Genomic DNA, 23,742 nt, shown 5'->3' with positions numbered 1-23,742 from the left:
CAGGGCATAAAAAAAGGGAACAGACGTTCCCTTTTTACTCAATCATTGATTTTTATACTTATTTGCTTAAATCAAGCATAAGTTTATTTAAGCGAGTTACAAATCCAGTTGGATCTTTAAGCGTACCGCGCTCTGCAAGCAAAGCTTGGTCTAGTAGTACATGTGACCACTGTGCAAACTTATCTTCGTCTTGCTCATCATTTAAATGCTTAACCAGTTGGTGCTCTGGATTTAATTCAAACACAGGCTTAGCCTCAGGAACAGCTTGACCTACTGACTCCATAAGCTTTTGCATTTGCGAGCTCATGTCGTTGTCATCGCTCACTACACATGCTGGTGAGTCAGTTAAGCGATGAGTGAAGCGTACATCTTTAACATCATCTCCTAATGCAGTTTTGATACGCTCAACCAAGCCTGCAACTTCTTTTTCAGACTCTTCTTGTGCTTTTTTAGTTTCTTCGTCATCTAGCTTACCTAAATCTAGATCACCGCGGGTAATTGACTGAAATTGCTTTTCGCCAAATTCCGTTAAATGGCTCATCATCCACTCATCTACACGATCGCTTAGCAATAACACTTCAATGCCTTTTTTACGGAAGATTTCTAAGTGTGGTGAATTTTTAGCAGCAATAAATGAGTCAGCAACCACATAGTAAATTTTATCTTGGCTGTCCTTCATGCGCTCAATGTATTGCTCAAGTGAAACATCTTGAGTTTCTGAGTCGGTGTGCGTTGATGAAAAGCGTAATAATTTAGCAATGCTTTCTTTGTTGGCCGCATCTTCTGCAGGCCCTTCTTTCATTACCTGACCAAATTCATTCCAAAATGTTTGGTAATCATCGGCTTTGTTTTTAGCCATACGCTCAAGCATTTTAATAATACGCGACGTACACCCCTTACGAATAGCTTGGGTAACTTTGTTGTCTTGTAAAATTTCACGCGATACGTTTAGTGGTAAATCGTTTGAGTCTAATAAGCCTTTAACAAAACGTAAGTAGCTTGGCATAAACTGTTCAGCGTCATCCATAATAAACACGCGTTGAACATAAAGTTTTAAACCACTTTGGCGCTCACGATTCCATAAATCAAAAGGTGCTTTTTTTGGAATGTATAACAAACTGGTGTATTCAGTTTTACCTTCAACTTTATTATGTCCCCAGCTAAGCGGATCTTCCCAGTCGTGGCTTACATGCTTATAAAACTCTTTGTATTCGTCCTCAGAGATTTCTGATTTGTCACGTGTCCATAATGCAGTTGCACGGTTAATGCTTTCCCACTCACCTGGAACAGCCGGAATTTTTTCACCATCTTCACCTTCAGACTCAGGTACTTCTGCCTTGTACATTTGTACTGATGTAGAAATATGATCAGAGTATTTAGTTACGATACTGCGAAGACGCCATTCATCTGCATATTCATTTTCTTCTTCACGAAGATGTAAAATAATATCTGTACCACGGCCTTCTTTTTCGATTTCTTGTAGCGTGTACTCGCCTTCACCTTTTGACTGCCATTCAACCGCTGTTGTCTCTCCTGCTTTACGAGTACGAACAGTCACTTCATCAGCAACAATAAATGCTGAGTAAAAACCAACACCAAATTGACCAATAAGCTGTGAATCTTTACTTTGATCGCCCGTTAAGTTTTTGAAAAATTCAGCCGTACCCGACTTAGCAATGGTGCCTAATGAGCTGATCACTTCATCACGCGTCATACCAATACCATTATCAGAAATGGTCACTGTGTTAGCGTCTTTATCTGCGCTTATACGTACGCGTAAATCTGCATCACCTTGATAAAGGTCACCGTTTGAAAGGGCTAAAAAGCGTAGTTTATCGGCGGCGTCAGATGCATTTGATACAAGCTCGCGTAAAAAGATTTCTTTATTTGAATAAAGCGAGTGAATCATTAAGTTTAATAGTTGTTTTACTTCTGTTTGAAAGCCTAATGTTTCTTTTTGTGCTGCAGTCATTTATGTATCTCCAATTTGCAAAGTGTCTGCGTTATGCACTTAATATGGGGTGAGCCGTGAGAAGTTCAAGTAAAAAAAATAAAAAACCCCATTCAAAGACACTTTAAAGGGCTTAATCAACTAAAAAGGCGTTGTGGCATGCCCGTGCATTGGCTTATCAGTGCATGGATGCACAAAAAATAAATCGCTGGCATGCAATAATAATCGTTGAGCACCCTGCTCACTGCAATCATTTTTATATAAATCACATCCTAGTATAGGGTGGCCTAAAATTAAACTGTGAATTCTAAGTTGATGAGTGCGTCCAGTTATAGGAGTAAAATCGACCAAAGTTTTTTGCTCTTTGTTAAAGCGTTTAACCACTTTAAATTGAGTGCGCGAGGGTTTGCCGCTCTGGTGACAAATTTTCACTTTCGGAAATAACATTTTATCTTTTGCTATAGGCGCAGTAATTTCTCCCTGAGGTTCAGAAACCAATCCAAAGAGCATTGCGCGATATTGCTTTTTAACACTTCGGGATTGGAATTGCTGATTCAGTGCTTTAGCTGCTTTCTCGTTAAGTGCTACCACCATCACTCCGGAGGTACCTAAATCTAAACGGTGGGGTAATATCGCAGTAGGAAACGCTGCGGTAACGCCTTGTTGACCATTAACAAGCCTATAGTGAACCGAATCCCAGTTAAGAGGGTTTTTACCCGACAAGCTCAACAAGCCGCTAGGTTTATTGATCAATAAAATATCATCATCTTGATAAATAATTTTTATGTGTTCATGGCAAACAGGTGCGATAAAGTCATCAACAATCACATTAGCACTTTGAGTTATTGCAGCCATACCATCCTTAAACTTTTGTTTATATTGCAATTAAAGCCAACAAAAAAGCCTACAAAAAAGCCTACAAAAAAGCCTACAGCATGTATGTAGGCTTTTAAAGTAAGTTCAAATAGTTAAGCTTAAAATAAACTATTCATGGCTGACTAAGCGCCTGCCACTAAATGCATGCATTAAGGTTGTGCCATCGACTAAATCAAGCTCGCCACCCACAGGAATACCATGAGCTATTCGCGATGCACCCACTTTGTATTTATGACAAAGCTGGGCAATATAATGAGCCGTTGTTTCACCTTCAACCGTAGGGTTAGTGGCTAATATAACTTCATTAATACCGCCATGGGCAAGCTTTTGCTCAAGCACGTCTAGACCAATTTCTTTAGGCCCTATGCCATCAATCGGTGACAAATGTCCCATTAATACAAAATAGAGTCCTTTGTATTGGCCTGTTTGTTCAATCGCTAACACATCTGTAGGCGACTCAACCACACATAAAATACCACTGTCTTGACGCTTAGTGCTTAAGCAAATATCACATTGCGCTTGCTCGGTAAACGTGCGGCACGACTGACAATGCCCTACAGCCGTCATCGCTTTTGTTAGCGCATTCCCAAGCTGAGTGCCACCTTTGCGGTCGCGCTCTAATAAATGAAATGCAATGCGCTGAGCAGATTTCGGGCCAATACCTGGCTGACAACGAAGTGCTTCTATTAGCGATGTTAAACTATCTGAAAGTTGCATAATTGCTTAGAACGGCATTTTCATACCAGGTGGTAATTGCATACCGCCTGTTACTTTGCCCATGCGCTCTTGAGTTTCTTCAGCAACACGGCGAACAGCATCATTACACGCTGCTGCAAGTAAATCTTCAATCATGTCTTTGTCATCTTCCATTAAGCTTTCATCAAGCTCAACACGACGAACATTGTGGTTACCAAGCATGGTTACTTTCACTAAACCTGCACCGGCTTCACCAACCACTTCCATCGTTGCGATTTCTTCTTGGGCTTTTTGCATGCGCTCTTGCATTTGCTGCGCTTGCTTCATCATGTTACCCATTCCACCTTTAAACATAATCGTCTCTCTTTCTTTTAATACATTAACTGGAGTATAAATAAGGGCACTGGTCGTTAATTACAATGCCTGAATACTGTTTTCGTCAATTTCAGCGCTAAATAGCTGTTGAAATTGTACTATATTTTCATCGCTGGTGATCACATCAATCGCTTGCTGGTGACGACCTGCATCAATTTTTTGTTGAATCAAATAAGGTGAGTCAATCACCCCGCTAGCAAAATCAATATTAAGCTCAACGTTGTGTCCATAAATACTAGATAACGCCACATTTAACTTTTGACGTAACATTGGCGTATCTAAGTGCTTTTGCGATTCATCCACTTCAATATGGAAATGATTGTCTTGTTTGGTAAAAATTGAGTGCAATGCAAACTGGCGCATACGTCCGCCAAGTTCCATACGCTTTATTAAATAGGCCCACTCGTCTTGTTGATGAGCAAATCTAATGTCACTAATTGGGCTTTGAAAATCATCTGGTATCGGAATGCTAGGCTCTTGTTCAACAACAGGTGCTGGTTTTTGCGGGTTAATTTGCTCTAATAGCTCCGGTGCTAAATTTTCAGTAATCGTTTGATGCTTTGCTTTAAAGTCAACTTTACTCGCTGGCTTATTTGCTACCTGAGCTTGGCTCCCCTGTGCTGGGAGCTGAGGCTTTTTTTGCAGGTCATCGCTCACCTCATTATCCCATGGCGGTGGCTGCTGCGATACAGTTTGTGCTTCATTGCCCTGCGGGCGACTAAATTCGGATTTTGTCGGTGCTGGTTTTTCTTCAGTTGGCTTTTCAATAGCGGCACTTGAAAGCTTACCGGCACCCGAAATGTTTCTATCGCGTAAAATACGCGCTATTGCTGACTGTGCTCGCGCTTCTTGCTCACCCATTGATGACGCAGACTGATCTGCGTTACTTGTGGCATTTGCTAACTCAGGGTTAAACCCTTGGTCAACAGCGCTACTCATTACATCATCGTATTGTGCGGCAATAGTTTGTTCTACATCACTGTGCTGCATGTAGGCATCATCTTCGCTTTGACGCTGCGCTTGTTCATCACTTATTACAGCAGGGGTATCGACAATTTGAGGCTGACTTTGTATCGAACTTTGCTCAAGTTGTGTTTGGCTATAATCAGGCTTTGAAACCTCAGGCTCATCGGCTTTTGTTGGCTGCGTATTAGTTGCTAATGGCTGAATTTGAGGAGCATTACTCTGCGCTGGTTTATTTTTATTTAAAATATCACGCAGTGCATTAGCACGCCCTGCACTATTTTGCTCTGGCGCAGCTTGTGAGCTAGGTTCAGGTTGATTGGTTTGCAACTGCGTAGGTTCAAATGCCAATAACCTGAGCATAATCATTTCAAATCCTAAACGAGGCTCAGGTGCCCATTGTAAATCTTTTTTGCCATTCAGTAATAACTGGTAATACACTTGAATTTGTTGGGCATGGGTATGCGCTGCAACATGCTCAATGTAATCGGCGTTATTGCTATCAAGCGCTGCTGCTTCAGGGACTAATTGACTCAATTGAATCACATGCGTTAGCGCAATTAAGTCATCAAGCAGCGCAATGTAATTTGGATTTCGGCTAGCGACTTGAGCAACTTCATTCATCAAGGCTGTGCCATCTTGCGCTAATAATGCCGCAAGTAAACTTTGACTGTAATGGGTGTCCATTAAACCAAGCATGTCTTGTACAGCTTGATTTTTAATATCACCATTTGTTTGAGCAATAGCCTGATCGGTCAGACTTAATGCATCTCGCATACTACCATCGGCCGCTTTGGCAATAATACTTAGCGCATCATTATCGAAGTTAAGCTGCTCATGGGTAAGCACATGCTCAAGCTGTTGCTTAATCTCAGCTTGCGACAATGCATTCAGATTAAACTGTAAACAGCGAGATAAAATAGTCACTGGTAATTTTTGAGGATCAGTGGTTGCGAGCAAAAATTTCACATGCTCAGGCGGCTCTTCAAGCGTTTTTAATAACGCATTAAAGCTGTGCTTTGACAACATGTGTACTTCATCGATTAGATATACTTTGTAACGTCCGCGCGTTGGCGCATATTGAACGTTATCAAGTATCTCACGCGTATCCTCAACCTTAGTGCGTGAGGCCGCATCTATTTCGAGTAAATCAATGTAGCGCCCTGCCTCTATATCAACACAGCTACTACATTGACCACATGGTGTGGCAGATATACCTTCATCACAATTTAAGCTTTTAGCAAAAATACGGGCAATGGTGGTTTTACCAACACCACGGGTTCCAGTGAATAAATAAGCGTGATGCAGTCTATTTTGAGTCAGCGCGTTTACCAGCGCCTGTTTTACATGAGACTGCCCAACCAATTCATGAAAGGTTTGAGGACGCCATTTTCTCGCTAGAACCTGATAACTCATCGATTATTCGCCTTCGAATTCAACCAATTTTAAAATATTGATGCCCATTTTTTCAATACGTTGCTCACCACCAAGCTCTGGAAGTGATACAACAAAGGCAGCATCTGTGGCGTTACCGCCTAATTTTGCAACCAACTTGGCTGTTGCTTCAATTGTACCACCGGTCGCCAACAAGTCGTCAACTAACAAGACTTTATCACCGGCTACAATCGCATCAGTATGAAGCTCTAGTGTATCTTCGCCATATTCGAGTTGGTAATCTTGGCGAATAACTTCGCGCGGTAATTTACCTGGTTTACGAACAGGGATAAAAGGAATTCCCAAAGCATAAGATAGCGGAGCACCAAAAATAAAGCCACGTGATTCAGTGCCGATAATTTTAGTAAAACCTTGGTCTTTATAAGCGTCAATAAATGCATCTATGGTTGCTTTAAACGCTTCAGGGTTTGCCATTAGGGTTGTTACATCGCGAAACATAATGCCCGCTTTAGGATAATCAGCAATTGTAGTAATGCTGTTTTTGATAATTGCTGGTGTTACTTGAGTCATAATTTTAACTGCTCAATGATTAATATTACAAAGCAGGTGATTATAACCTTAAGTGGTCGTAAATTGCGAGTTTGCGATAATTATAAAGTGTCGGGAGAGGGAAGTGATAAAAATGTAAGGCTGATGAAAAACAACAGCCTTAAAATAAAACCTGATTAAGTTAAGCTGGTGATCCAACCTAAAATGGCATTTAAACACCCTATTCCAGCAAATACGGCTAAGAATGCAAAAAAGTAAGCCGCATTGAACGGGTCTTTAAAGTCTTTATCATCTGACATGGGTACAACCTTTTATTAAGCACAACAAATAAAGGCGCTATAATAGACGATGTGAAATAATCAATAAAGAGCTTAGTCTTGATTTTTTGTCACTATAATTTGCCGCTGTGCCATAGCTGTTAAGGTACTCAGTGCCCCTTGTGTTATTTGCTCAAGATTAAATTGTGGTGCATTTTCACTAACCTGTTGGCAAACCTGCTCAAACGTACTCCCCGCTTCATTTTCAATAATAGACAGTAGCATGGCTGTCATGGCATTGGTGGCCAAAAATTGCACCTCATCACTCTCATCGCGGTAAACAACAAAGAAATACGGCTGTTCTGAAGGCTGTTGAGGTTGAAACTCTTCACTTATATGTTGCACTGGATAGTCGTAGCTTAAGTTACGCGCTGTTTTAGATAAATACAAAGGAGAATGAGTAAGCTTATTAGTGCTTAGAGGGAGCTCACGGGGGTCAGCCTTCATTACAGACACGTCAAGCTCAATCCATTCATAATGGGCTAGCGCCAGCATAAACACCGGATCAGACTCTCTAGGTACATAGCTTGTCATTAAATAGGTAATAAATTCTTCTCCTATATCTAAAAAATAAGGAGATTGGCAATCATGTTCACTAAAAAATTGACGAACCAGTAATAGCCACTGTTGATCACTATAAAGTGTTTTTAAAACTGGAAATGCCGATGAAACAAAGCCATTAATATTATTAAAAAACAGATCTCGGTAAATAGCCATTCGTCTGTCTTCAACATCGGTTGGACACGGCTGCTTATTAGGCTCTCGAATATGGGCCATAAACTCATTTTGCACATCGATAAAACTCATAATAACGACTCTTATAAAACCCTAAAATAGCAAGTACTTATTAAATTCAAACAGCTAAGCACTTTGTGCTGTTGATAACAACTTAAGATGCTTTGCCTGTAATTGATGGATTATATCCAGCTCTTTGGTTAACACGTTAATAGGCGGAATATTAAAATCTCGCTCTAGCAGTGTGGGAAAAACACCATGTGCCTGATATGCGCTATCGAGCAATTGCCAGACAGGGTCAATAACATCTGCGCCATGAGTATCTATAATAAGGTCATCAGCCTCATTGTAGTGGCCTGCAACATGACAATAGGCAATTTTATTAGTTGGTAGCCCACTTAAAAATGCTTGTGCATCATAACCATGATTAATCGAGTTCACATAAATATTATTAACGTCTAATAGCAACTGGCAGTCTGCGTCTTCTAAAATAGCATTGGTAAATTCAAGCTCTGATAGCTGCTGACCAGGGGCACCATAATAAGACACATTTTCCAGCACAAGTGGTCGCTCTAATATATCTTGTACCTGCTTAACCCGAGAAACGACATGTTTGATCGCTTCTTCAGTAAAAGGAATTGGCATTAAGTCATACATATGGCCTTTACCTGAGCAATAGCTTAAATGTTCGCTATAAGCTTTAATATCGTGGTTATCAAAGAAAGATTTTAACGACTTTATAAATTCAATATCGAGCGGTTCAGGTGAGCCAATAGAAAGAGATAAACCATGACAAACAAAGTGATTATTATTAGTTAACTGCTTAAATTGCTTTTCAAAGCGCCCACCTAGCTTTAACCAGTTCTCTGGGGCCACTTCCATAAACTCAATTTGTTTTGGTATGGCATGCTCAAGCTCATCTAGCATTTCTCTTCGCAAGCCTAAACCGACCATGCCAAAGTTAGGCGTTTGATTTTGAGCCATAATAAAACCTCATATTAAATAAAAAGGGCCTAATGGCCCTCTCACTTATCGGAAAAAGAAAAGTTTAGTGGCTACCACCACATTTACCTTCGCCGCACTTGCCTTCTTTTTTGGCCTTAGCATCACCACCACATTTACCTTCGCCGCATTTGCCTTCTTTTTTGGCCTTAGCATCGCCACCACATTTACCTTCGCCGCACTTGCCTTCTTTTTTAGCCTTAGCATCACCGCCGCATTTACCTTCGCCGCACTTGCCTTCTTTTTTGGCCTTAGCATCACCGCCGCATTTACCTTCGCCGCACTTGCCTTCTTTTTTGGCCTTAGCATCACCGCCGCATTTACCTTCGCCGCACTTGCCTTCTTTTTTGGCCTTAGCATCACCGCCGCATTTACCTTCGCCACACTTGCCTTCTTTTTTGGCTTTAGCATCACCGCCGCATTTACCTTCGCCGCACTTGCCTTCTTTTTTCGCTTTAGCGTCGCCGCCACATTTTCCTTCGCCGCACTTGCCTTCACCAGCGTCTAATTGATAACCAGCTACCATTTGTTGAAACTCAAATGGATTAGCTTGAACATCAGTACTCGCCATACTTGCGCTGCCAACAACCACTGCGCCTAATGTTAATGCAATTGAGTTTTTCTTTATTGTATTCATTTTTAATTACCTTTTAAACTTGTTGAACATCATTATAAAAGTAGACCGGTATTAAACTAAAAACTTTCAAATTTTCTATTTTTTTGCAAATAAGTTATTTAACTCTCTATGAACGCTAATAAGCGTTTTATGAATTTATGATTTACAGGTAAACTGGCGCTCCTTTTTTAGTAATACATTAATCACACTATGAAACTTATTTTAGCACCGATGGAAGGTGTCGTTGACTTTAAAATGCGCCAACTACTTACCGATATAGGCGGCTTCGATCTTTGTGTGACCGAATTTATCCGTGTTGTAGATACTTGCCTTCCAGATAAAGTATTTCACCGTTATTGCCCTGAACTTAAAAATGCGGGGCTCACTCGTAGTGGTACTCCAGTTCGCATTCAGTTATTAGGCCAAGTAGCCGACGTGTTAGCAGAAAATGCTGTAAAAGCAATTGGCTTAGGCTCTCATGGTGTTGATTTAAACTTTGGTTGCCCAGCAAAAACTGTCAATAAAAGCAAAGGCGGTGCTGTATTACTCAAAGATCCAGATCATATGTACTCGATTATAAAAACGGTAAGGGATGCCGTTGATGATGAGCATGAAGTAAGTGCTAAAATTCGCTTAGGTTTTGATGATGATAGTAACAGCCAAGAAATTGTCGATGCCGTTGTTAGCGCTGGTGCTAACAGCATTGCTATACATGCACGTACTAAACGCGATGGCTACAATCCACCCGCCTATTGGGAAAAAATCCCTCCTTTGGTCAAAGATAAAAAAATTGCAGTGATCGCCAATGGCGAAATTTGGCAAATAGAAGATGCACTTTTATGCCAAAAACGCAGTGGTTGCCGTGATTTGATGATTGGTCGTGGCGCGCTTTCACATCCTGATCTAGCAAGAAAAATTAAAGCGCAGGTTAATAAAGAAAGCTACAGTGAACTGACATGGGAAAATATTTTACACCATATTATTCATTCATCTATGCACCAAACAGCCAGCAAAGATACTAAATACTTTGCATCTCGAACAAAACAATGGCTTGGTTATTTAAAACGCCAATATCCACAAGCAGGACTATTATTTGATGAAATTCGTCGTTTAAAAGCCAAGGATGAAGTAGCCGAAGTGTTAAAGAAGTATGCGAAAGCGCCACAATTTGATACAAATCATAACACCTAAGTAAATCTAAATAGATAATAGCAGTATCACTACAAATTAACTTAAGGGTTATACTGCTAATGCATCACCAGCAACGACTAAACGATGAAATAGAAAGTGTTAAAGCAACTATATTAGGTTTGCTGTCACAATCGACTCACCCTACACATCAAAATTTGCTCTGCATCCTAACCCATACATCCAATGAAGAGTGGCTCGATTTAGCAGCTCAACAATTAGGTACTGAGTATAATCCGTTAATTGAACGAATGAACAAGCTTGAAGCAGCAATTAGTCAAATGGATATTGGTCAATATGGCTACTGCTGTGACTGTGAAGAGAAAATATCAGAGCAGCGCTTAGAAAGAGACCCTGCTGCTCAGCGGTGTGATAAGTGCGCTAAGTAGTAGCGCACTTAAATTTAATTGAGTAATTGCGGTGCAAAACTAAATGATTGCCCTGGATAAAAAAGAATATCCTCAACTAATATCCTCGCATCTTCTTCACTAATATTTAAACGTTTTAGTAAATTTAAACGCGCTTGCGATAGTGTCCACGCATGATAATGCACCCCAAGATCAGTCTCCATCATAGCCATATAGAGCTGCGCATCGGCAGGTTCTAATTGTGTAGCGTTAGCCCGCTGAGGTAATAGCGTATAACCCGTTGACCAGTCTAAACCCACTATTTTAGAATCATCAGTTAAAAGTAATTTGGTAAGCTGTGAGACATTTGAAGCTTCTACCATTGTTTGCTGTTTTTGACTCTGCATTGATTTAAATTTACTATCAATGTGACTTAACCACTCAAGCGGTGAAAGCACATCATTTGCAAAATAATTTAGTTTACTTTGGTACCACTGGCTGCCATTAGCAAGGCCAGACAACCCAATGCTGCCTCTTGGCTTATATTGCGTTAAATAATTATTTAATACACTCAGAGACTCATTAAGCTCAATAGGTGTGTCAGTACTGTTAATTGCTTGCTGTACATAGTGCTTTAAATAATTATGCTCTATTTTATTAAGCTTTAAGTTACTTTTCTCAGCGGCTTTAAGCTGTGTTTGAACAAATATCAGCCATTGCTCAATATTTTTCTTCTGAGCATCATTTTTAACTATCGAAAGCATATTTGATAACACATCAGTGTGTGCAGGCCATGCAAAATAACGCTCTGGAAATCGCTCTGCAATCACCAAATAATTTACCTGAGTAGTTTGCGCAACAGTTAACTTCATTTGCATTAACTGCTGGTAAATAGCGTGGCGACGCGCTAAATATGCGTCAGTAAAAGGCAGTTGCTCATTACTTAGTCCTGTACTGTGTGGGTTCTTTTGTGCACTTAAAGCCGTATTAAGTGATATTAACGCGCTCTGTGCCTCTTCATAAGATGAAAATAAGTCCGCTGGCTTAGAGCATGATGCTAAAAGCAAACAAAAGAGCAATGAAATAATAGGCGTTTTGTTCATGTTAATTCCAATAAAAAAAGCCCCAATGGGGCTTTTTAAAAATACTAGAGTACATTAAATATTAAATTTTAACACCGTTGCGAGCGGCTTTATCTTTAATATATGTAGCCCAACCTTTTGCAAACCTGCGTGTGGTTGGATCGTCCATAGCTTTAGTAATAGCAGCATGTGCTTGCTTATACTTGCCTTGGTAGTAAAACGCTTCAGCTAAATCTGAATAAATAGTACCTTTCTTTTCAGAGCCAAGCTCTAATGCTTTGTTCAAACGAACAACAGCAGCACTGAATTTTTCAGATTGTAGAAGTAATGAACCTGCTTTGCGGTAAAGCTCAGCGTCATTATCAAATTTAGCAGCTTCTTCGTAGTACTTAGCAGCTTTCTCTATATCTTTCGAACGATGGTAGTTACTAGCAATTGCACTCATATTTTGCTTAGTGCGTTTAACTTTTTCTTCTTTAACGGCCTTTTCAAGCGTTACAGCTGCTTTATAAGGAATTTCGTTTAAAGAATAAAAGTTAGCTAGAACTTTGCATTCAACTTCGTTTTCAAAGTAGCCGTTCTTGTAAGCAACTTCCATAGTTGCTAGCCCTTTCTTGTAGTCTTCGGTTTGTAAATAATACTTACCTAAGCCTACCCAAGACTTTTTGTCTTCAGGCCATACACGAACGATTTCTTCAGCAACTTTAACCATATTTTGATATTGCTTTTTCTCAAAATAGGCAGCTAATTTAAGTTGATAAGGAGCTTTATTAGGCTCTTTTGCTAACTTAATTGCTTTGTTTGCCGGCTCAAGAACCTCATTAAACTGTTTAAGCTCATAACTTGCTTGCGCAATACGAGTGTAAACTTTGGGGTCTTCTTCGCCTGTAAAGTCCATCCAATCATAATATGCTTGCTTGGCAGCACTGTATTGTTCAGTACCTGCATACATATCACCTAGGGTTTTTAAACCCTGAGCCTGATCGGCAAAGTTTAATACATCTGGTGCAATCGCTGCTTTCATGTACTTAATGGCAACCTTGTACTGCTCTTTTTGAGCATACATGCTGCCTAAGTAACGATTAACAGTTGCTTTATCAAAGTCGTTAGACGGATCTAACTCTTTCAATAAAGCAATTGCGCCATCAACATCATCTTCATTATACAAATCAAACGCTTTAATTACTTTTTTACCAGTACGTTCGCCCATGATTTTAGTCTTTGCTTTCTTACGCTCTTCAATTTTCGCGTAATCTGGCGCCGCTAAAACAGGTGCAGTCAACGCTACACCTGACACAGACATAAGAATTGCAAGTGCAGTTACTTTAGAAAAATTTCTCATTACTCGCCTCCTTAGTTGCCTTGGTTAAGTTTAAAGTCTAGTTGAACTTGTAAACCAACTTGCTTTTGTGGTTTTCCGTCAATGATCTTAGGACGGTATTTCCACTTACGCAATGCACGTTTAGCTTCACGGTCAAAGATACGTTTTGGATCTGCGTCGATTACATCAACGTCAATCACACCACCTAACTCATCAATTGTGAATGAAAGTTGAACCCAACCTTCTTTACCATCACGTGCTGCTTGTGTTGGATATTTTGGTTCAATACGAACGATCGGTGTCGCATCACCATCTCGTCCAAATGCACCTGGACCACTCAGTCCACCAGCCGTGCTTCCCACATCGATACTTGGCATATTAAACGACAAGCTTGTACTTGGGTTGCTGTTTTCCGGCTGTGGCGGCTGCGGTTTAGGCGGCTGCTTTGGCGGTGGCGGAGGCGGAGGCGGTACACGCTTCCTCTCCTGCACCTTAGATTCAGGCGGATTCGTCATAATTTCGACTATGATCTGCTCTTTTTGTTCCGTATTACGGTCAGCCCCACCAGAGATGAGGTATGCCATGAAGTAGAACAAGCCGAAAGTAACTGCCCCACCTGCAATCAGTGAAAACAGAAAACGAATCATTACTGATCTCCAGCTATTGAAATTCTCAGGTTATCACCTGTCGCTTTAATCTGGTCCATCACTTTAACCACTGTACCGTGTTTTGCTTCTTTATCAGCTTGCAAAATTACAACATCAGTAGGTTGTTCTGCTAATAAACTTTCGATTTTTGCTGAAACACGTTCAACATCAACTTGCTGTTTATCAATCCAGATTGCACCGTCGCTGCGAATTGCAATAAAAATGTTAGCATTTTTTTGCTTCGTAGCTTGGGCAGCTTTTGGTTTATTGACCTCGATACCAGCCTCTTTAACGAACGATGTAGTTACGATAAAGAAAATAAGCATGATAAATACGATGTCAAGCATTGGCGTCATATCTACCGCTGCTTCTTCTTCTTCACGAAAACGTTGTTTACGTGCCATATTTAATTCTCTCTCTAGTGATGAGGCATACTATCTACAAGTTTGGCTTTCACCATTCTCGCTCTTGCCTCAAGGCGTGAGCTAAAGAATACCCCAGATAGTGCCGCAACCATTCCAGCCATTGTTGGGATTGTTGCCATTGATATGCCTGATGCCATTAAACGTGCATTACCTGTACCTTGGGTTGCCATGGTTTCAAAAACCGCGATCATACCCGTAACAGTACCAAGTAAGCCTATTAAAGGACATACAGCTACTAATGTTTTAATCAACAACATACGCTGATCTAATTTTTCAGACGCTTCAGAAATCCATGCTTCACGGATTCTGTGTGCGTACCAAGACGTAGTGTCTTGGCGGGCATCCCACTTGGCTACTATTTCCTTCGTTAAACGAGGAAATTCAGCAAGTAGGAACCAATAGCGCTCAATCATTAAAACCCACATAAGAAAGAGTGCTATCGCGACCACGTATAATACCTGGCCGCCTGTGCCAACAAAATCCCTGATAGATTCCCATATCTCCATCAGGACTAGCATTAGGCTTTCTCCTTCTCCGCGTGAGTCGCGATGATACCCGCGCTTTGCTCATCAAGGATGTGTAATACCGACTTACTACGACCTGCAACAATAGAGTGAAGTAGGATAAGTGGTAGAGCTGCAATTAGACCTAGCGCTGTAGTTACAAGTGCTAGAGAGATGTTACCAGCCATGATCTTCGGATCGCCCGTACCGAACAATGTGATTGTTTGGAACGTTAGGATCATACCGATTACCGTACCTAGTAGACCTAGTAATGGTGCGATAGCAGCAAGGATCTTGATGATGTTAATACCCGCTTCGATGCGTGGCGTTTCACGTAGAATCGCTTCATCAAGTTTAAGCTCAAGGTTTTCAACATCTTGGTTTTTGTTGTCAGAGTACACTTTAAGAATACGACCCAGTGGGTTATTTGTATTCGGTGTAGACAAGTTCTTAAGCTGACCTTTGATCTTAGAAGTAGTAAGCGCTAAATCAACGAAACGCACTAAGAAGATTAAAAGACCTACAACAAGTAATACTGTGATGATGTAACCAACTTCAGCACCTTGCTCGTAGTACTCCATAAGAGACTTTTTCTGAGTGTTAATACGTAAAATTGCACCACGTGTAGGATCCACGTATACGCCAGCGTAATTATCAGCTGAAGTACCTTCTAGATCAGAAATACCTTTAAGGATATAGCTGTCAGGTTGCTTACCTAGAGGCTGAATAGATTTAGTCTCTGGTGAGTAGATTAAATAGCCGTCGTCTGTAACTAAGTTGAAGTTACCGATACGTGTTACTTTTTTCATAGACGGGTTACCGTCAAGACCTGCAACTTCAGTTTCAAACGTTGAAACTTTAGCTGACTCAGTCATTTCTGTTTGAAGTGAAATCCAAAGTTCTTCTAATTCACGAACTGTTGGAAGTTCTTTAGCGGCTGCTAATGAACGAAGTACTTCTGCACGACCTGGTTTTTCAGCACTTACTAAAGATGCTTCAATTGAACCAATTGCGTCAGCTGCTGCACGACGAACAACACCAAACATTTCACCTAACGTACCTTGTGCGTTTTGAAGAGCTTGCTCTTTTTCCGCTAAAGTATTTTCGTTTTGTGCATATTCTTTGCTGAGACGATCACCACGTGCTTTTTCAGCAGCTAGTTGGCTTTTCGCTTTGTTAAGTAACGCTTGCTTATCAGCACGATCTGACAAGAACTCTTGTTCACGTTGCTTATTGATTTTTCCTTCAGAAATACGCTCTTGCTTTACTTGCTCAAGAATTTTATCTAAAGCATCAGTATTTGCATGTGCATTAAGCGCGGTACCGGCAGAAACAGACAGTACTGCTGCAACAGCAAAACCTTTAAATAGTTTCTTCATTATTGATTACTCCGCGCCAAAAATTGGTAGTTTAACAAGTTCTAGTGTCGCTTGCTTACGTGCCATACGGATCACTTCTTTAACAGGTTTTAGGTATTCTTCACCTAATTCTTTCCACTGTTTAGTGTTGTTATCCCACACCCAAGCGTGTTTTAGATCGAATGACTGCGCTACGTAAGTAATACGACCTAAACGACCGATATCAACGTTAATGCTACGACCATCAACATCTAAAGTACCTTGAGAAGCAGTTACAGCTGAGCTGTAGGCTGTTTCAACAGTGTACGCTTCAAGAACCTGACGGAACTTCTCAGACGTTGTTACAGATGCAGATGCCATGATCTCACGTAATCTTTCAACGCGTCCAAGACGGTTTTCTAGATTAAATGGAACGTCCGCTTTGATGAATTGCTCAAGCGTATCGATCATGCGATACATCAAAGGCACAACGTTTTGTTTAGTGTTATCGATAGTCGCGATTTGACGATCGAACGATGCGATAGACGCGTTTTGGTCTGCGACCAAACGTGCTACGTGATCGTTGTACACCTTCATAAGTTCAGTCTCATCAACGATGCTACGGTACTCAGCGATTAGCTCCTGAGTTTGACCATATACATTGTCAATTTTAGTTTGAGACTTAACCGCAGCCTTTTGAATTGTTTGACCTGCTTTTTGCACGTCATTCAAAGGATCTGCAATCACATTGCTGCTTGCAAATGCAAAAGCGCCAACCAACGCAGTTGCTACAAGACTCTTTCTGATTTTAACAGACATAGTTCCCAACCAATTAAGTAATGTTACTTTTATAATTTAATTATCAACCCGCTAAGGGGAAGACAACCCTGATATCTTTTAATAGATATCAACTTACCAATAATGCTAAATGCATCATGTCATGTCAACTTCATGTTTAGCATAACCTATAAATAAATCAGCTTGTTTGTAAGATATTTACTGGGCCCGAACAAAAAAATTAACATTATTATAACTAACGTGATAAACACAATTTCTGCAAGCCCTGATATAGTAAGAATAACGATCACCACCACCGTTAATGTAAACAAAAATATAACATTTAAAATTAACTTAATCGTTGCTGAAAAAAAATTAAAAATAAGCTAATTTTCTGTCCCGAATATTCATTTTGAAGCTTTTTTAAGACTTTTTAGACCAAAAATACAGCTAATCGTTATTATTAGGTTATTCATCGCATCATAATAATGACGTGCAGATTTATTAAAAAGCAATACAAAGGGGGGGAAGGTAATTACAAAAAAATCATTTTTATTAACACCTGTGTTTTTTCATTCAATTAATATAACGCTCCCTGGCCACTGTTAATATTTTCATAGGTACGAATGCCAATCTTACACACTTTTAAGCTTTTATTAACCAATAGGATTTGCAGTGATGACGCTGATAGGTTCACTGTAACGTTAAGTAATACCAACTCGCTTAATTAAATGAGCTATTTTTAAAAAGGAAAACTATGTAGATAGCAAGGCAAAAAATTTACTTATTTTTTTTCTGACGAGAAATTTTTAACGCAGTTATCGACTCATCAGCCCTCTCAATATGGCTAAGTATTATTACGTAATGGCATAGCTAATATGTAGCTGGCCGATGAAATACTCAAAGCACGAAGGTTTATAAACATATAGATAGAATGAGGGTTTAAAGGAATTATAGCTACTAAAAGAATTATGGCGTTACAGAGGAGTAAATGAGTTTTGTAGATGTATATGAATTATGGTGAAACAGGTTAGTGCTTCACCACGATGAACTTAGGTTCACATAATAAATTATGCTACTTCTACGTTCTCAGCTTCTGGGCCTTTTTGACCTTGCTTGATGCTGAAAGTCACTGCTTGACCTTCGCTAAGAGTGCGAAAACCAGAACCAGTGATTGCGCTGAAATGTACAAACACGTCAGGACCATTTTCTTGTTCAATGAAACCAAAGCCTTTAGCTTCGTTGAAAAATTTTACTTTACCAGTAACCGACATACTAAATTTTCCTGTAAGTCAATAATTAAAATTCAGCCATATAATTATGGCAATATCCTCCCTGAGTCAATGCCCAAAAAACTGGAGGTGATAGTACAGGAAGAAGTAATAACCAAACCGGTAACCTTAAACGCAGCACAATACCGTAATTCAATACGCAAAAACTCAAAGCCAATTAAGGTTAACACATTAATATTTTTTTAGCTCTATTAATTGGGATTTATTTTTGAAGATTCATCGATTTATTACTTTCTTTATAAGTTTCTAATTTTTATAAGGATAAACAACCTAAAAGTTGTATTTTTTATAAGCAGATTATAAATATTTAAAATAGGGTTCCTCCAAACCGCTTTTTTGGTAATTGAAAATAAAAAACCACCTTAGTTTAGGTGGTTTTAGCTTAATTTTTACTATTTAACTTGCCAGTCAATAACACTATCGGCTTTAATCGGTACTACTTCTGAATCTCCTAGCGAATAACTTGCTGGCACTGTCCAAGGCGCTTTCTCCAAGGTAATAGTGTCAGTATTACGCTCAAGGCCATAAAAGTCTGGACCGAAGTGGCTTGCAAAGCCTTCTAACTTATCAAGCGCTCCTGCCTCTTCAAAAGCTTCAGCATAAAGTTCAATAGCTGCATGCGCGGTATAAGCACCGGCACAACCACATGCCGCCTCTTTTTTATCTTTATAATGTGGGGCTGAATCCGTGCCTAAAAAGAATTTTTTACTACCACTTGTCGCTGCCGCCATAAGCGCTTGTTGATGAATGTTACGTTTTAATATAGGTAAGCAGTAATAATGTGGGCGTATCCCCCCTGCTAACATATGGTTGCGGTTATATAACAAATGATGCGCAGTAATTGTAGCTGCTACATTATCCGAGGCATTTTCAACAAATTCTACTGCATCTTTCGTTGTTATATGCTCAAGGACAATTTTAAGCTCAGGAAAGTCTGCGACAACGTCACCTAAAATAGTGTCTAAAAATACTTTTTCACGATCGAATATATCAATAGAAGAGTCAGTGACTTCACCATGGACAAGTAAAAGCATGCCAACCTCTTGCATTGCTTTTAATACTGGGTAGATATTTTTTACTGATGTTACACCAGAATCCGAGTTAGTTGTTGCACCCGCTGGGTACAATTTAGCTGCAAAAATTTTACCTGTCGCTTTTGCTTTTTTTATTTCATCAGGCGTCGTTTTATCAGTAAGGTAAAGCACCATTAAAGGTTCAAACTGCCCTTGAGGTTTTGCAGCCATAATTCGCTCTCGGTACGACAATGCGGTTTCTGTACACGTAGCTGGCGGAACTAAATTTGGCATAATTATCGCGCGGCCCATATAACGGCTAATGTCACGCACCGTATCTTTTAACTGATCCCCATCGCGTAAATGCACATGCCAATCATCGGGTCTAGTAATCGTTAAAGTTGTCATTTTGCTCGTCATCGTAAAGTCCTAATGCTTAAGTTAACTGATCATAGGCATATGGTGTTTTCGAGTAAAGGGCTTATTAGAAATAATCCTTAGATACTACATTTAAAGTTAACTTTACACTTGATGATTCTCATTTAACGTTTTATTTTGTAGAAACGTTAATATTAGGTTAACGTATGTACCTTTAATAATAATTATAAGGCCTCCCAAAGCTGCTTATGTCGAACACTATCGATACCACTAAAGCGCTCGAAACTAAAACGGATCAATTGAGTATAATCAATCAGTTCTCGTCAAGTTTATTGCAACTGAATACGTTAGAAGCGCTTTTTAGTTATGTCACTACACAGGTTGTTAATCGACTTGGGTTTGTAGACTGCGTTATTTACTTAGCAGATGACAGCCAATCTTTGCTGAATCAAGTAGCTTCTATGGGCATTGAAAGCGAACATATCAGTTATCAGTCTGAACGCAAAATCATTCGCTTTAGCGAAGGCATAACAGGCTATGCAGCATCCACAGGGCAAGCATTAATAATTGGTGATGTAAATAAAGACAGCCGTTACATAGCTGATGAACGCCCTGCCCAATCAGAAATATGCGTCCCCTTAATATACAAAGATCGCGTGCTTGGGGTTATAGACTGTGAGCACCCAATAAAAAATTACTTTACTAGTTCGCATCTAGAGATTTTAACTACGGTAGCTCATTTATTAAGCGCAAAAATCAATCAAGTGAATACCGTTAATAGCTTGCAAGACACAGTAATGCAGCTCAACAATGCACAAAAATTAGAAAGCAGCCTACTGCAAATAGCTAACTTAACCTACAAAGCACAAAATTTAGATACGTTTTTTAAATCGCTGCATGTAATTATTGACAGCTTATTGACTGCAAGTAACTTTTTTATTGCGTTGTACGACAAAAAAGAAGACGCACTCGACTTTGTTTATACCGTTGAAGGCGGTGTACAAACAAATACCCATAAAATAATTTCCAAAGATCAACTAAAAGAAACAGCCTCTTATTATTTGCTGATTAATGAACGACCATTACTACTTAATAAACAGCAATACCATGAACATATTGCACAAGGCCATTTTAAGTTAGTAGGTGAACAAGCTGATTCATGGTTAGGTGTGCCTTTTAAAGTTAATGAGCGTATGAGTGGCGTCATTGTTGTGCAAAGTTATGACGAACAACATTATTATAATGAGCATGATAGTTCGCTGCTAACCTATGTAAGCCGTCAAATAAGCATGGTCATAGATAGACATTTAGCCCGTCAAGAGCTAGAGCACAAAGCGCTGCACGATGAGCTAACTGGCCTGGCAAACCGTTCGCTACTGATTGAAAGAATGAAGCATGCGATTTTACGCCTAAATCGCGCTAGAAAAGGCACTTTTCATGCCCTGCTTTACCTTGATTTTGATCGCTTTAAGAGTATTAATGATTCGTTAGGTCACGAAGTAGGTGATCACTTTTTAATTGCTATATGTAAACTCATTACTCAAACGGTACGCAATACCGATACCTTTTCTCGCTTAGGTGGCGATGAGTTTGCTATTTTTATGGAAAACCTCAGTCATCGTGACCAAGTAAACGATGCCCTTACTCGCATTAAAGCGGCACTATCTGAACCCGTTAATATTGATGGCCATTTACTGCAGCCCTCCACCTGTATTGGCGTTGCATTTAGTGACAGCGTAGACGATGAAGCATTTGTATTATTGCAACAATCAGATGCAGCTATGTATGAGGCAAAATCATCTGGGCGTGGCCAAGTTAAATTTTTTAATAACGTGATGCGCAATAAGCTAAAAACGCATGCAGATCTTGAAAACGATTTACAGCACGGTATTGAGCATAATGAATTTGAACTGTATTTTCAGCCTATCTTTACTATTAACAGTGGCGAGGTTATAGGATTTGAAGCTCTCGTACGTTGGCATCACCCAAAAAAAAGGTTTATATCACCGAACGACTTTATTCCAATTGCTGAAAAGACCGGGCAAATTATTAACTTAGATTTACATTTACTAGACCTCGCAGCGCAACATATTGCTTTGTGGCAACAACAAGGGCATCGCTTTTTACGTGTCACGGTTAATGTATCTTCTCGACACTTTGCCAGTTTAGAATTTGTAGAGCAGCTCCATAGTATTTATAAAAAACACCACCTACCACTGGGCTCATTGTGTCTTGAGATAACTGAATCGGGACTGATCGAAAATTTAGAATTAGCGACGCAAATTATACAAGGGTTATCACCTTTAAAAGTGTTGCTTTGCCTTGATGATTTTGGTACAGGCTATTCAGCTCTAGGCTACTTGCACCAACTGCCAATTCATGTAATGAAAATTGATAAAAGCTTTATTGATAACTTAAAAACCACTGCTAACCCATTAATAGATGCTATCTTAACCTTGGCTATTTCTTTAGATCTTATTGTTATTGCAGAAGGAATAGAAACCGCTGAGCAACTTACTATTTTACAAAAAACCCAATGTGATTATGGGCAAGGCTTTTTAAAATCAAAACCTGTTACAGCAACAGAGGCCATAGCATTAATCCACAGCCCTCTTTAATGGCTAGGCACAGCTGGAATTTACAACCAAGTATTTAGGATTAAACTGACCACTGTGCTTACTCGCTTTAATACTCTTAATAATTCAACCTCGTTTGTAAGAGCATACCAATTAAACCTTGATGATAAATGCTAACCTCAACAACATGTTTTACAACAACACATTAATCGCTAAACATGCATAACTTACTCCATAACCAAATTCACACTGCTTTATTTTAATTTCAGCTTAACTATTTAAACCCGATTTAACATGAGCTAAATTCAACAATAAACAAATAACAAAACAATATTTGACTATGCAAAGTTAATAAATTTAATGTTTGCAGTAAAAAACACACCAAACCTCACTTTTATAGCCATCTAGACGTTGAAACGATTTTTATATAAGCGTAGTATGTAGTTAATCTAAGCAATACTCACCATACCCATGAGATTTATTAAAGATGATTGACATTAAACACCTAAAAACTATAGCGACCCTCAAAGAAACGGGATCGTTGGTTAATACAGCCCGCGAGCTATTTTTAACTCAGTCAGCTTTATCGCATCAGATCAAAGATTTAGAAAATAAATTAGATTGCCAGTTGTTCGAACGAAAAACTCAACCTGTCCGATTTACACCTCAAGGTATGTTATTACTTGAATTAGCACACGAAATATTACCTAAGTTAGAAGCAACTAAATGCCGATTAAAAGAAAGTTTAAATCAGCCAATCTCACAACTGCGTCTAAGTGTTGAATGTCATGCCTGTTTTCATTGGTTATTGCCTACTATTAAAGAGTTTAATAATTTTTGGCCTGACATAAAGATTGATTACGAACGTGGTTTTAGTTACGACGCCATCCCAGACTTATTAAATGATGAATTAGACCTAGTGCTTACCTCAGATGTGCGTGAACCCGACAAACTAGAATACGCCCACCTATTTGACTTTAAACTTAAGCTAATAGTGGCACCGGATCATGACTTAGCTAAAAAAGCCTACGTAACTGCGCTTGATTTAAAAAACGAAACTATTATTTCTTACCCGATTCCGCGTGAGCGCCAAGATATATTTAAGCATTTTATTCAAAATGCACGTTTTGATGGCACGCTTAAAACAGTTGATCAGGGCTTACTTATATTTCAATTAGTCAGTGCAGGTATGGGTGTAGCCGCCCTACCTGATTGGCTCGTTACTCCGTATGAAAGCCAAGGGCTAATTAAGTCAATTCCACTGGGCGCGCTTGGTTTAACCCGTCCGATGTACTTAGCGATGAAAAAAGACATGAAAGACAATCCGGTTTACCGTCATTTTTTAAACACCTGTAAATTAAATAACGGTCGATAAATCTAA

Annotated in this window: 23 protein-coding genes; 4 read left to right on the top strand and 19 right to left on the bottom strand. The window is 39.5% G+C overall.

All coding sequences use genetic code 11. The features are described 5' to 3' along the window. Positions 1 to 58: 58 nt before the first annotated feature. The 10 genes from htpG to PUND_RS08370 all read right to left on the bottom strand — a co-directional run bounded on the left by htpG (position 59) and on the right by PUND_RS08370 (position 9,496). Positions 59 to 1,972 carry a molecular chaperone HtpG gene (gene htpG / locus PUND_RS08410; RefSeq protein ID WP_010388593.1) on the bottom strand — a complete coding sequence of 638 codons (1,914 nt, stop codon included), beginning with the start codon at positions 1,970 to 1,972 and terminating at the stop codon, positions 59 to 61. Between the two features lie 120 nt (positions 1,973 to 2,092). Then, positions 2,093 to 2,806, bottom strand: a complete 714-nt coding sequence (locus PUND_RS08405; protein WP_010388592.1) for an RluA family pseudouridine synthase — start codon at positions 2,804 to 2,806, stop codon at positions 2,093 to 2,095. A gap of 129 nt (positions 2,807 to 2,935) precedes the next feature. After that, the gene (gene recR, locus PUND_RS08400; protein ID WP_010388591.1) at positions 2,936 to 3,544 is read right to left on the bottom strand and encodes a recombination mediator RecR; all 609 of its coding nucleotides are present in this window, start codon (positions 3,542 to 3,544) and stop codon (positions 2,936 to 2,938) included. 6 nt (positions 3,545 to 3,550) lie between these two features. After that, positions 3,551 to 3,877, bottom strand: coding sequence for a YbaB/EbfC family nucleoid-associated protein (locus tag PUND_RS08395; RefSeq protein ID WP_010388590.1), 327 nt, complete (start codon positions 3,875 to 3,877; stop codon positions 3,551 to 3,553). Positions 3,878 to 3,937: 60 nt separating this feature from the next. Next, positions 3,938 to 6,277: a DNA polymerase III subunit gamma/tau gene (gene dnaX, locus PUND_RS08390; protein WP_010388588.1), complete on the bottom strand. Its 2,340-nt coding sequence runs from the start codon at positions 6,275 to 6,277 to the stop codon at positions 3,938 to 3,940. A gap of 3 nt (positions 6,278 to 6,280) precedes the next feature. Continuing rightward, a complete protein-coding gene (gene apt / locus PUND_RS08385) occupies positions 6,281 to 6,826 on the bottom strand; it encodes an adenine phosphoribosyltransferase (protein WP_008109316.1) in 546 nt (181 codons plus the stop codon). A gap of 155 nt (positions 6,827 to 6,981) precedes the next feature. Beyond that, the gene (locus PUND_RS18435) at positions 6,982 to 7,104 is read right to left on the bottom strand and encodes a hypothetical protein (protein WP_008109320.1); all 123 of its coding nucleotides are present in this window, start codon (positions 7,102 to 7,104) and stop codon (positions 6,982 to 6,984) included. A gap of 72 nt (positions 7,105 to 7,176) precedes the next feature. Then, positions 7,177 to 7,929, bottom strand: coding sequence for an HvfC family RiPP maturation protein (locus PUND_RS08380; RefSeq protein ID WP_010388583.1), 753 nt, complete (start codon positions 7,927 to 7,929; stop codon positions 7,177 to 7,179). Between the two features lie 54 nt (positions 7,930 to 7,983). Next, the gene (locus PUND_RS08375) at positions 7,984 to 8,841 is read right to left on the bottom strand and encodes an HvfB family MNIO-type RiPP peptide maturase (RefSeq protein WP_010388581.1); all 858 of its coding nucleotides are present in this window, start codon (positions 8,839 to 8,841) and stop codon (positions 7,984 to 7,986) included. A gap of 64 nt (positions 8,842 to 8,905) precedes the next feature. Next, entirely contained in the window at positions 8,906 to 9,496 is a 591-nt protein-coding gene (locus tag PUND_RS08370) for an HvfA family oxazolone/thioamide-modified RiPP metallophore (protein ID WP_021033091.1), read from the bottom strand. A 189-nt stretch (positions 9,497 to 9,685) separates the two neighbouring features. Here PUND_RS08370 and PUND_RS08365 point away from each other — a divergent pair, with 189 nt between their 5' ends. Both PUND_RS08365 and PUND_RS08360 read left to right on the top strand, forming a co-directional pair. Continuing rightward, entirely contained in the window at positions 9,686 to 10,666 is a 981-nt protein-coding gene (locus PUND_RS08365) for a tRNA-dihydrouridine synthase (RefSeq protein WP_010388577.1), read from the top strand. A 59-nt stretch (positions 10,667 to 10,725) separates the two neighbouring features. Further along, complete coding sequence (locus PUND_RS08360; RefSeq protein ID WP_010388576.1) at positions 10,726 to 11,052, top strand: TraR/DksA family transcriptional regulator; 327 nt, start codon at positions 10,726 to 10,728, stop codon at positions 11,050 to 11,052. 14 nt (positions 11,053 to 11,066) lie between these two features. On the opposite strand, the gene PUND_RS08355 is transcribed toward PUND_RS08360, so the two are convergent. From PUND_RS08355 to pyrC, 9 genes are all read right to left on the bottom strand, one after another. After that, entirely contained in the window at positions 11,067 to 12,113 is a 1,047-nt protein-coding gene (locus PUND_RS08355; RefSeq protein ID WP_010388573.1) for a hypothetical protein, read from the bottom strand. 61 nt (positions 12,114 to 12,174) lie between these two features. Next, the gene (locus PUND_RS08350) at positions 12,175 to 13,434 is read right to left on the bottom strand and encodes a tetratricopeptide repeat protein (protein WP_010388570.1); all 1,260 of its coding nucleotides are present in this window, start codon (positions 13,432 to 13,434) and stop codon (positions 12,175 to 12,177) included. Between the two features lie 11 nt (positions 13,435 to 13,445). Then, positions 13,446 to 14,060, bottom strand: coding sequence for an energy transducer TonB (locus PUND_RS08345; RefSeq protein ID WP_010388569.1), 615 nt, complete (start codon positions 14,058 to 14,060; stop codon positions 13,446 to 13,448). Continuing rightward, the gene (locus PUND_RS08340) at positions 14,060 to 14,464 is read right to left on the bottom strand and encodes an ExbD/TolR family protein (RefSeq protein WP_006792384.1); all 405 of its coding nucleotides are present in this window, start codon (positions 14,462 to 14,464) and stop codon (positions 14,060 to 14,062) included. Before PUND_RS08340 ends, PUND_RS08345 begins: the two co-directional genes overlap by 1 nt. A gap of 14 nt (positions 14,465 to 14,478) precedes the next feature. Beyond that, entirely contained in the window at positions 14,479 to 15,003 is a 525-nt protein-coding gene (locus PUND_RS08335) for a MotA/TolQ/ExbB proton channel family protein (protein WP_010388565.1), read from the bottom strand. Further along, positions 15,003 to 16,367, bottom strand: a complete 1,365-nt coding sequence (locus PUND_RS08330; protein WP_010388563.1) for a MotA/TolQ/ExbB proton channel family protein — start codon at positions 16,365 to 16,367, stop codon at positions 15,003 to 15,005. Before PUND_RS08330 ends, PUND_RS08335 begins: the two co-directional genes overlap by 1 nt. A 6-nt stretch (positions 16,368 to 16,373) precedes the next feature. Continuing rightward, positions 16,374 to 17,144 (bottom strand): DUF3450 domain-containing protein, encoded by a 771-nt coding sequence (locus PUND_RS08325; RefSeq protein WP_010388561.1) that lies wholly within the window; start codon positions 17,142 to 17,144, stop codon positions 16,374 to 16,376. A 1,028-nt stretch (positions 17,145 to 18,172) separates the two neighbouring features. After that, a complete protein-coding gene (locus tag PUND_RS08320; RefSeq protein ID WP_004588138.1) occupies positions 18,173 to 18,376 on the bottom strand; it encodes a cold-shock protein in 204 nt (67 codons plus the stop codon). Positions 18,377 to 18,786: 410 nt separating this feature from the next. Further along, positions 18,787 to 19,827 (bottom strand): dihydroorotase, encoded by a 1,041-nt coding sequence (gene pyrC, locus PUND_RS08315; RefSeq protein WP_041708796.1) that lies wholly within the window; start codon positions 19,825 to 19,827, stop codon positions 18,787 to 18,789. 206 nt (positions 19,828 to 20,033) lie between these two features. On the opposite strand from pyrC, the gene PUND_RS08310 reads away from it, so the two are divergent. Beyond that, the gene (locus tag PUND_RS08310; protein ID WP_010388554.1) at positions 20,034 to 22,403 is read left to right on the top strand and encodes a GGDEF domain-containing protein; all 2,370 of its coding nucleotides are present in this window, start codon (positions 20,034 to 20,036) and stop codon (positions 22,401 to 22,403) included. Between the two features lie 445 nt (positions 22,404 to 22,848). After that, on the top strand, positions 22,849 to 23,736 hold the full coding sequence (locus PUND_RS08305; protein ID WP_010388553.1) for a LysR family transcriptional regulator: 888 nt from the start codon (positions 22,849 to 22,851) through the stop codon (positions 23,734 to 23,736). Positions 23,737 to 23,742 lie beyond the last annotated feature (6 nt).

The organism is Pseudoalteromonas undina, assembly GCF_000238275.3.
GTDB lineage: Bacteria > Pseudomonadota > Gammaproteobacteria > Enterobacterales > Alteromonadaceae > Pseudoalteromonas > Pseudoalteromonas undina.
The sequence above is the reverse complement of the archived record's forward strand: the minus strand, read 5'-3'. Positions and strand labels throughout refer to the sequence as shown.

Excerpts from the sequence above, each read along its gene's own strand:
- pyrC (WP_041708796.1), bottom strand. The coding sequence starts at position 19,827 with ATGACGAGCAAAATGACAACTTTAACGATTACTAGACCCGATGATTGG.
- PUND_RS08360 (WP_010388576.1), top strand. The coding sequence starts at position 10,726 with ATGCATCACCAGCAACGACTAAACGATGAAATAGAAAGTGTTAAAGCA.
- PUND_RS08370 (WP_021033091.1), bottom strand. The coding sequence starts at position 9,496 with ATGAATACAATAAAGAAAAACTCAATTGCATTAACATTAGGCGCAGTG.
- PUND_RS08395 (WP_010388590.1), bottom strand. The coding sequence starts at position 3,877 with ATGTTTAAAGGTGGAATGGGTAACATGATGAAGCAAGCGCAGCAAATG.
- PUND_RS08340 (WP_006792384.1), bottom strand. The coding sequence starts at position 14,464 with ATGGCACGTAAACAACGTTTTCGTGAAGAAGAAGAAGCAGCGGTAGAT.
- PUND_RS08355 (WP_010388573.1), bottom strand. The coding sequence starts at position 12,113 with ATGAACAAAACGCCTATTATTTCATTGCTCTTTTGTTTGCTTTTAGCA.
- PUND_RS08365 (WP_010388577.1), top strand. The coding sequence starts at position 9,686 with ATGAAACTTATTTTAGCACCGATGGAAGGTGTCGTTGACTTTAAAATG.
- PUND_RS08335 (WP_010388565.1), bottom strand. The coding sequence starts at position 15,003 with ATGCTAGTCCTGATGGAGATATGGGAATCTATCAGGGATTTTGTTGGC.
- PUND_RS08310 (WP_010388554.1), top strand. The coding sequence starts at position 20,034 with ATGTCGAACACTATCGATACCACTAAAGCGCTCGAAACTAAAACGGAT.
- PUND_RS08325 (WP_010388561.1), bottom strand. The coding sequence starts at position 17,144 with ATGTCTGTTAAAATCAGAAAGAGTCTTGTAGCAACTGCGTTGGTTGGC.
- PUND_RS08375 (WP_010388581.1), bottom strand. The coding sequence starts at position 8,841 with ATGGCTCAAAATCAAACGCCTAACTTTGGCATGGTCGGTTTAGGCTTG.
- PUND_RS08320 (WP_004588138.1), bottom strand. The coding sequence starts at position 18,376 with ATGTCGGTTACTGGTAAAGTAAAATTTTTCAACGAAGCTAAAGGCTTT.
- PUND_RS08345 (WP_010388569.1), bottom strand. The coding sequence starts at position 14,060 with ATGATTCGTTTTCTGTTTTCACTGATTGCAGGTGGGGCAGTTACTTTC.
- recR (WP_010388591.1), bottom strand. The coding sequence starts at position 3,544 with ATGCAACTTTCAGATAGTTTAACATCGCTAATAGAAGCACTTCGTTGT.
- dnaX (WP_010388588.1), bottom strand. The coding sequence starts at position 6,277 with ATGAGTTATCAGGTTCTAGCGAGAAAATGGCGTCCTCAAACCTTTCAT.
- PUND_RS08305 (WP_010388553.1), top strand. The coding sequence starts at position 22,849 with ATGATTGACATTAAACACCTAAAAACTATAGCGACCCTCAAAGAAACG.
- PUND_RS08350 (WP_010388570.1), bottom strand. The coding sequence starts at position 13,434 with ATGAGAAATTTTTCTAAAGTAACTGCACTTGCAATTCTTATGTCTGTG.
- PUND_RS08380 (WP_010388583.1), bottom strand. The coding sequence starts at position 7,929 with ATGAGTTTTATCGATGTGCAAAATGAGTTTATGGCCCATATTCGAGAG.
- PUND_RS08330 (WP_010388563.1), bottom strand. The coding sequence starts at position 16,367 with ATGAAGAAACTATTTAAAGGTTTTGCTGTTGCAGCAGTACTGTCTGTT.
- htpG (WP_010388593.1), bottom strand. The coding sequence starts at position 1,972 with ATGACTGCAGCACAAAAAGAAACATTAGGCTTTCAAACAGAAGTAAAA.
- PUND_RS08405 (WP_010388592.1), bottom strand. The coding sequence starts at position 2,806 with ATGGCTGCAATAACTCAAAGTGCTAATGTGATTGTTGATGACTTTATC.
- apt (WP_008109316.1), bottom strand. The coding sequence starts at position 6,826 with ATGACTCAAGTAACACCAGCAATTATCAAAAACAGCATTACTACAATT.
- PUND_RS18435 (WP_008109320.1), bottom strand. The coding sequence starts at position 7,104 with ATGTCAGATGATAAAGACTTTAAAGACCCGTTCAATGCGGCTTACTTT.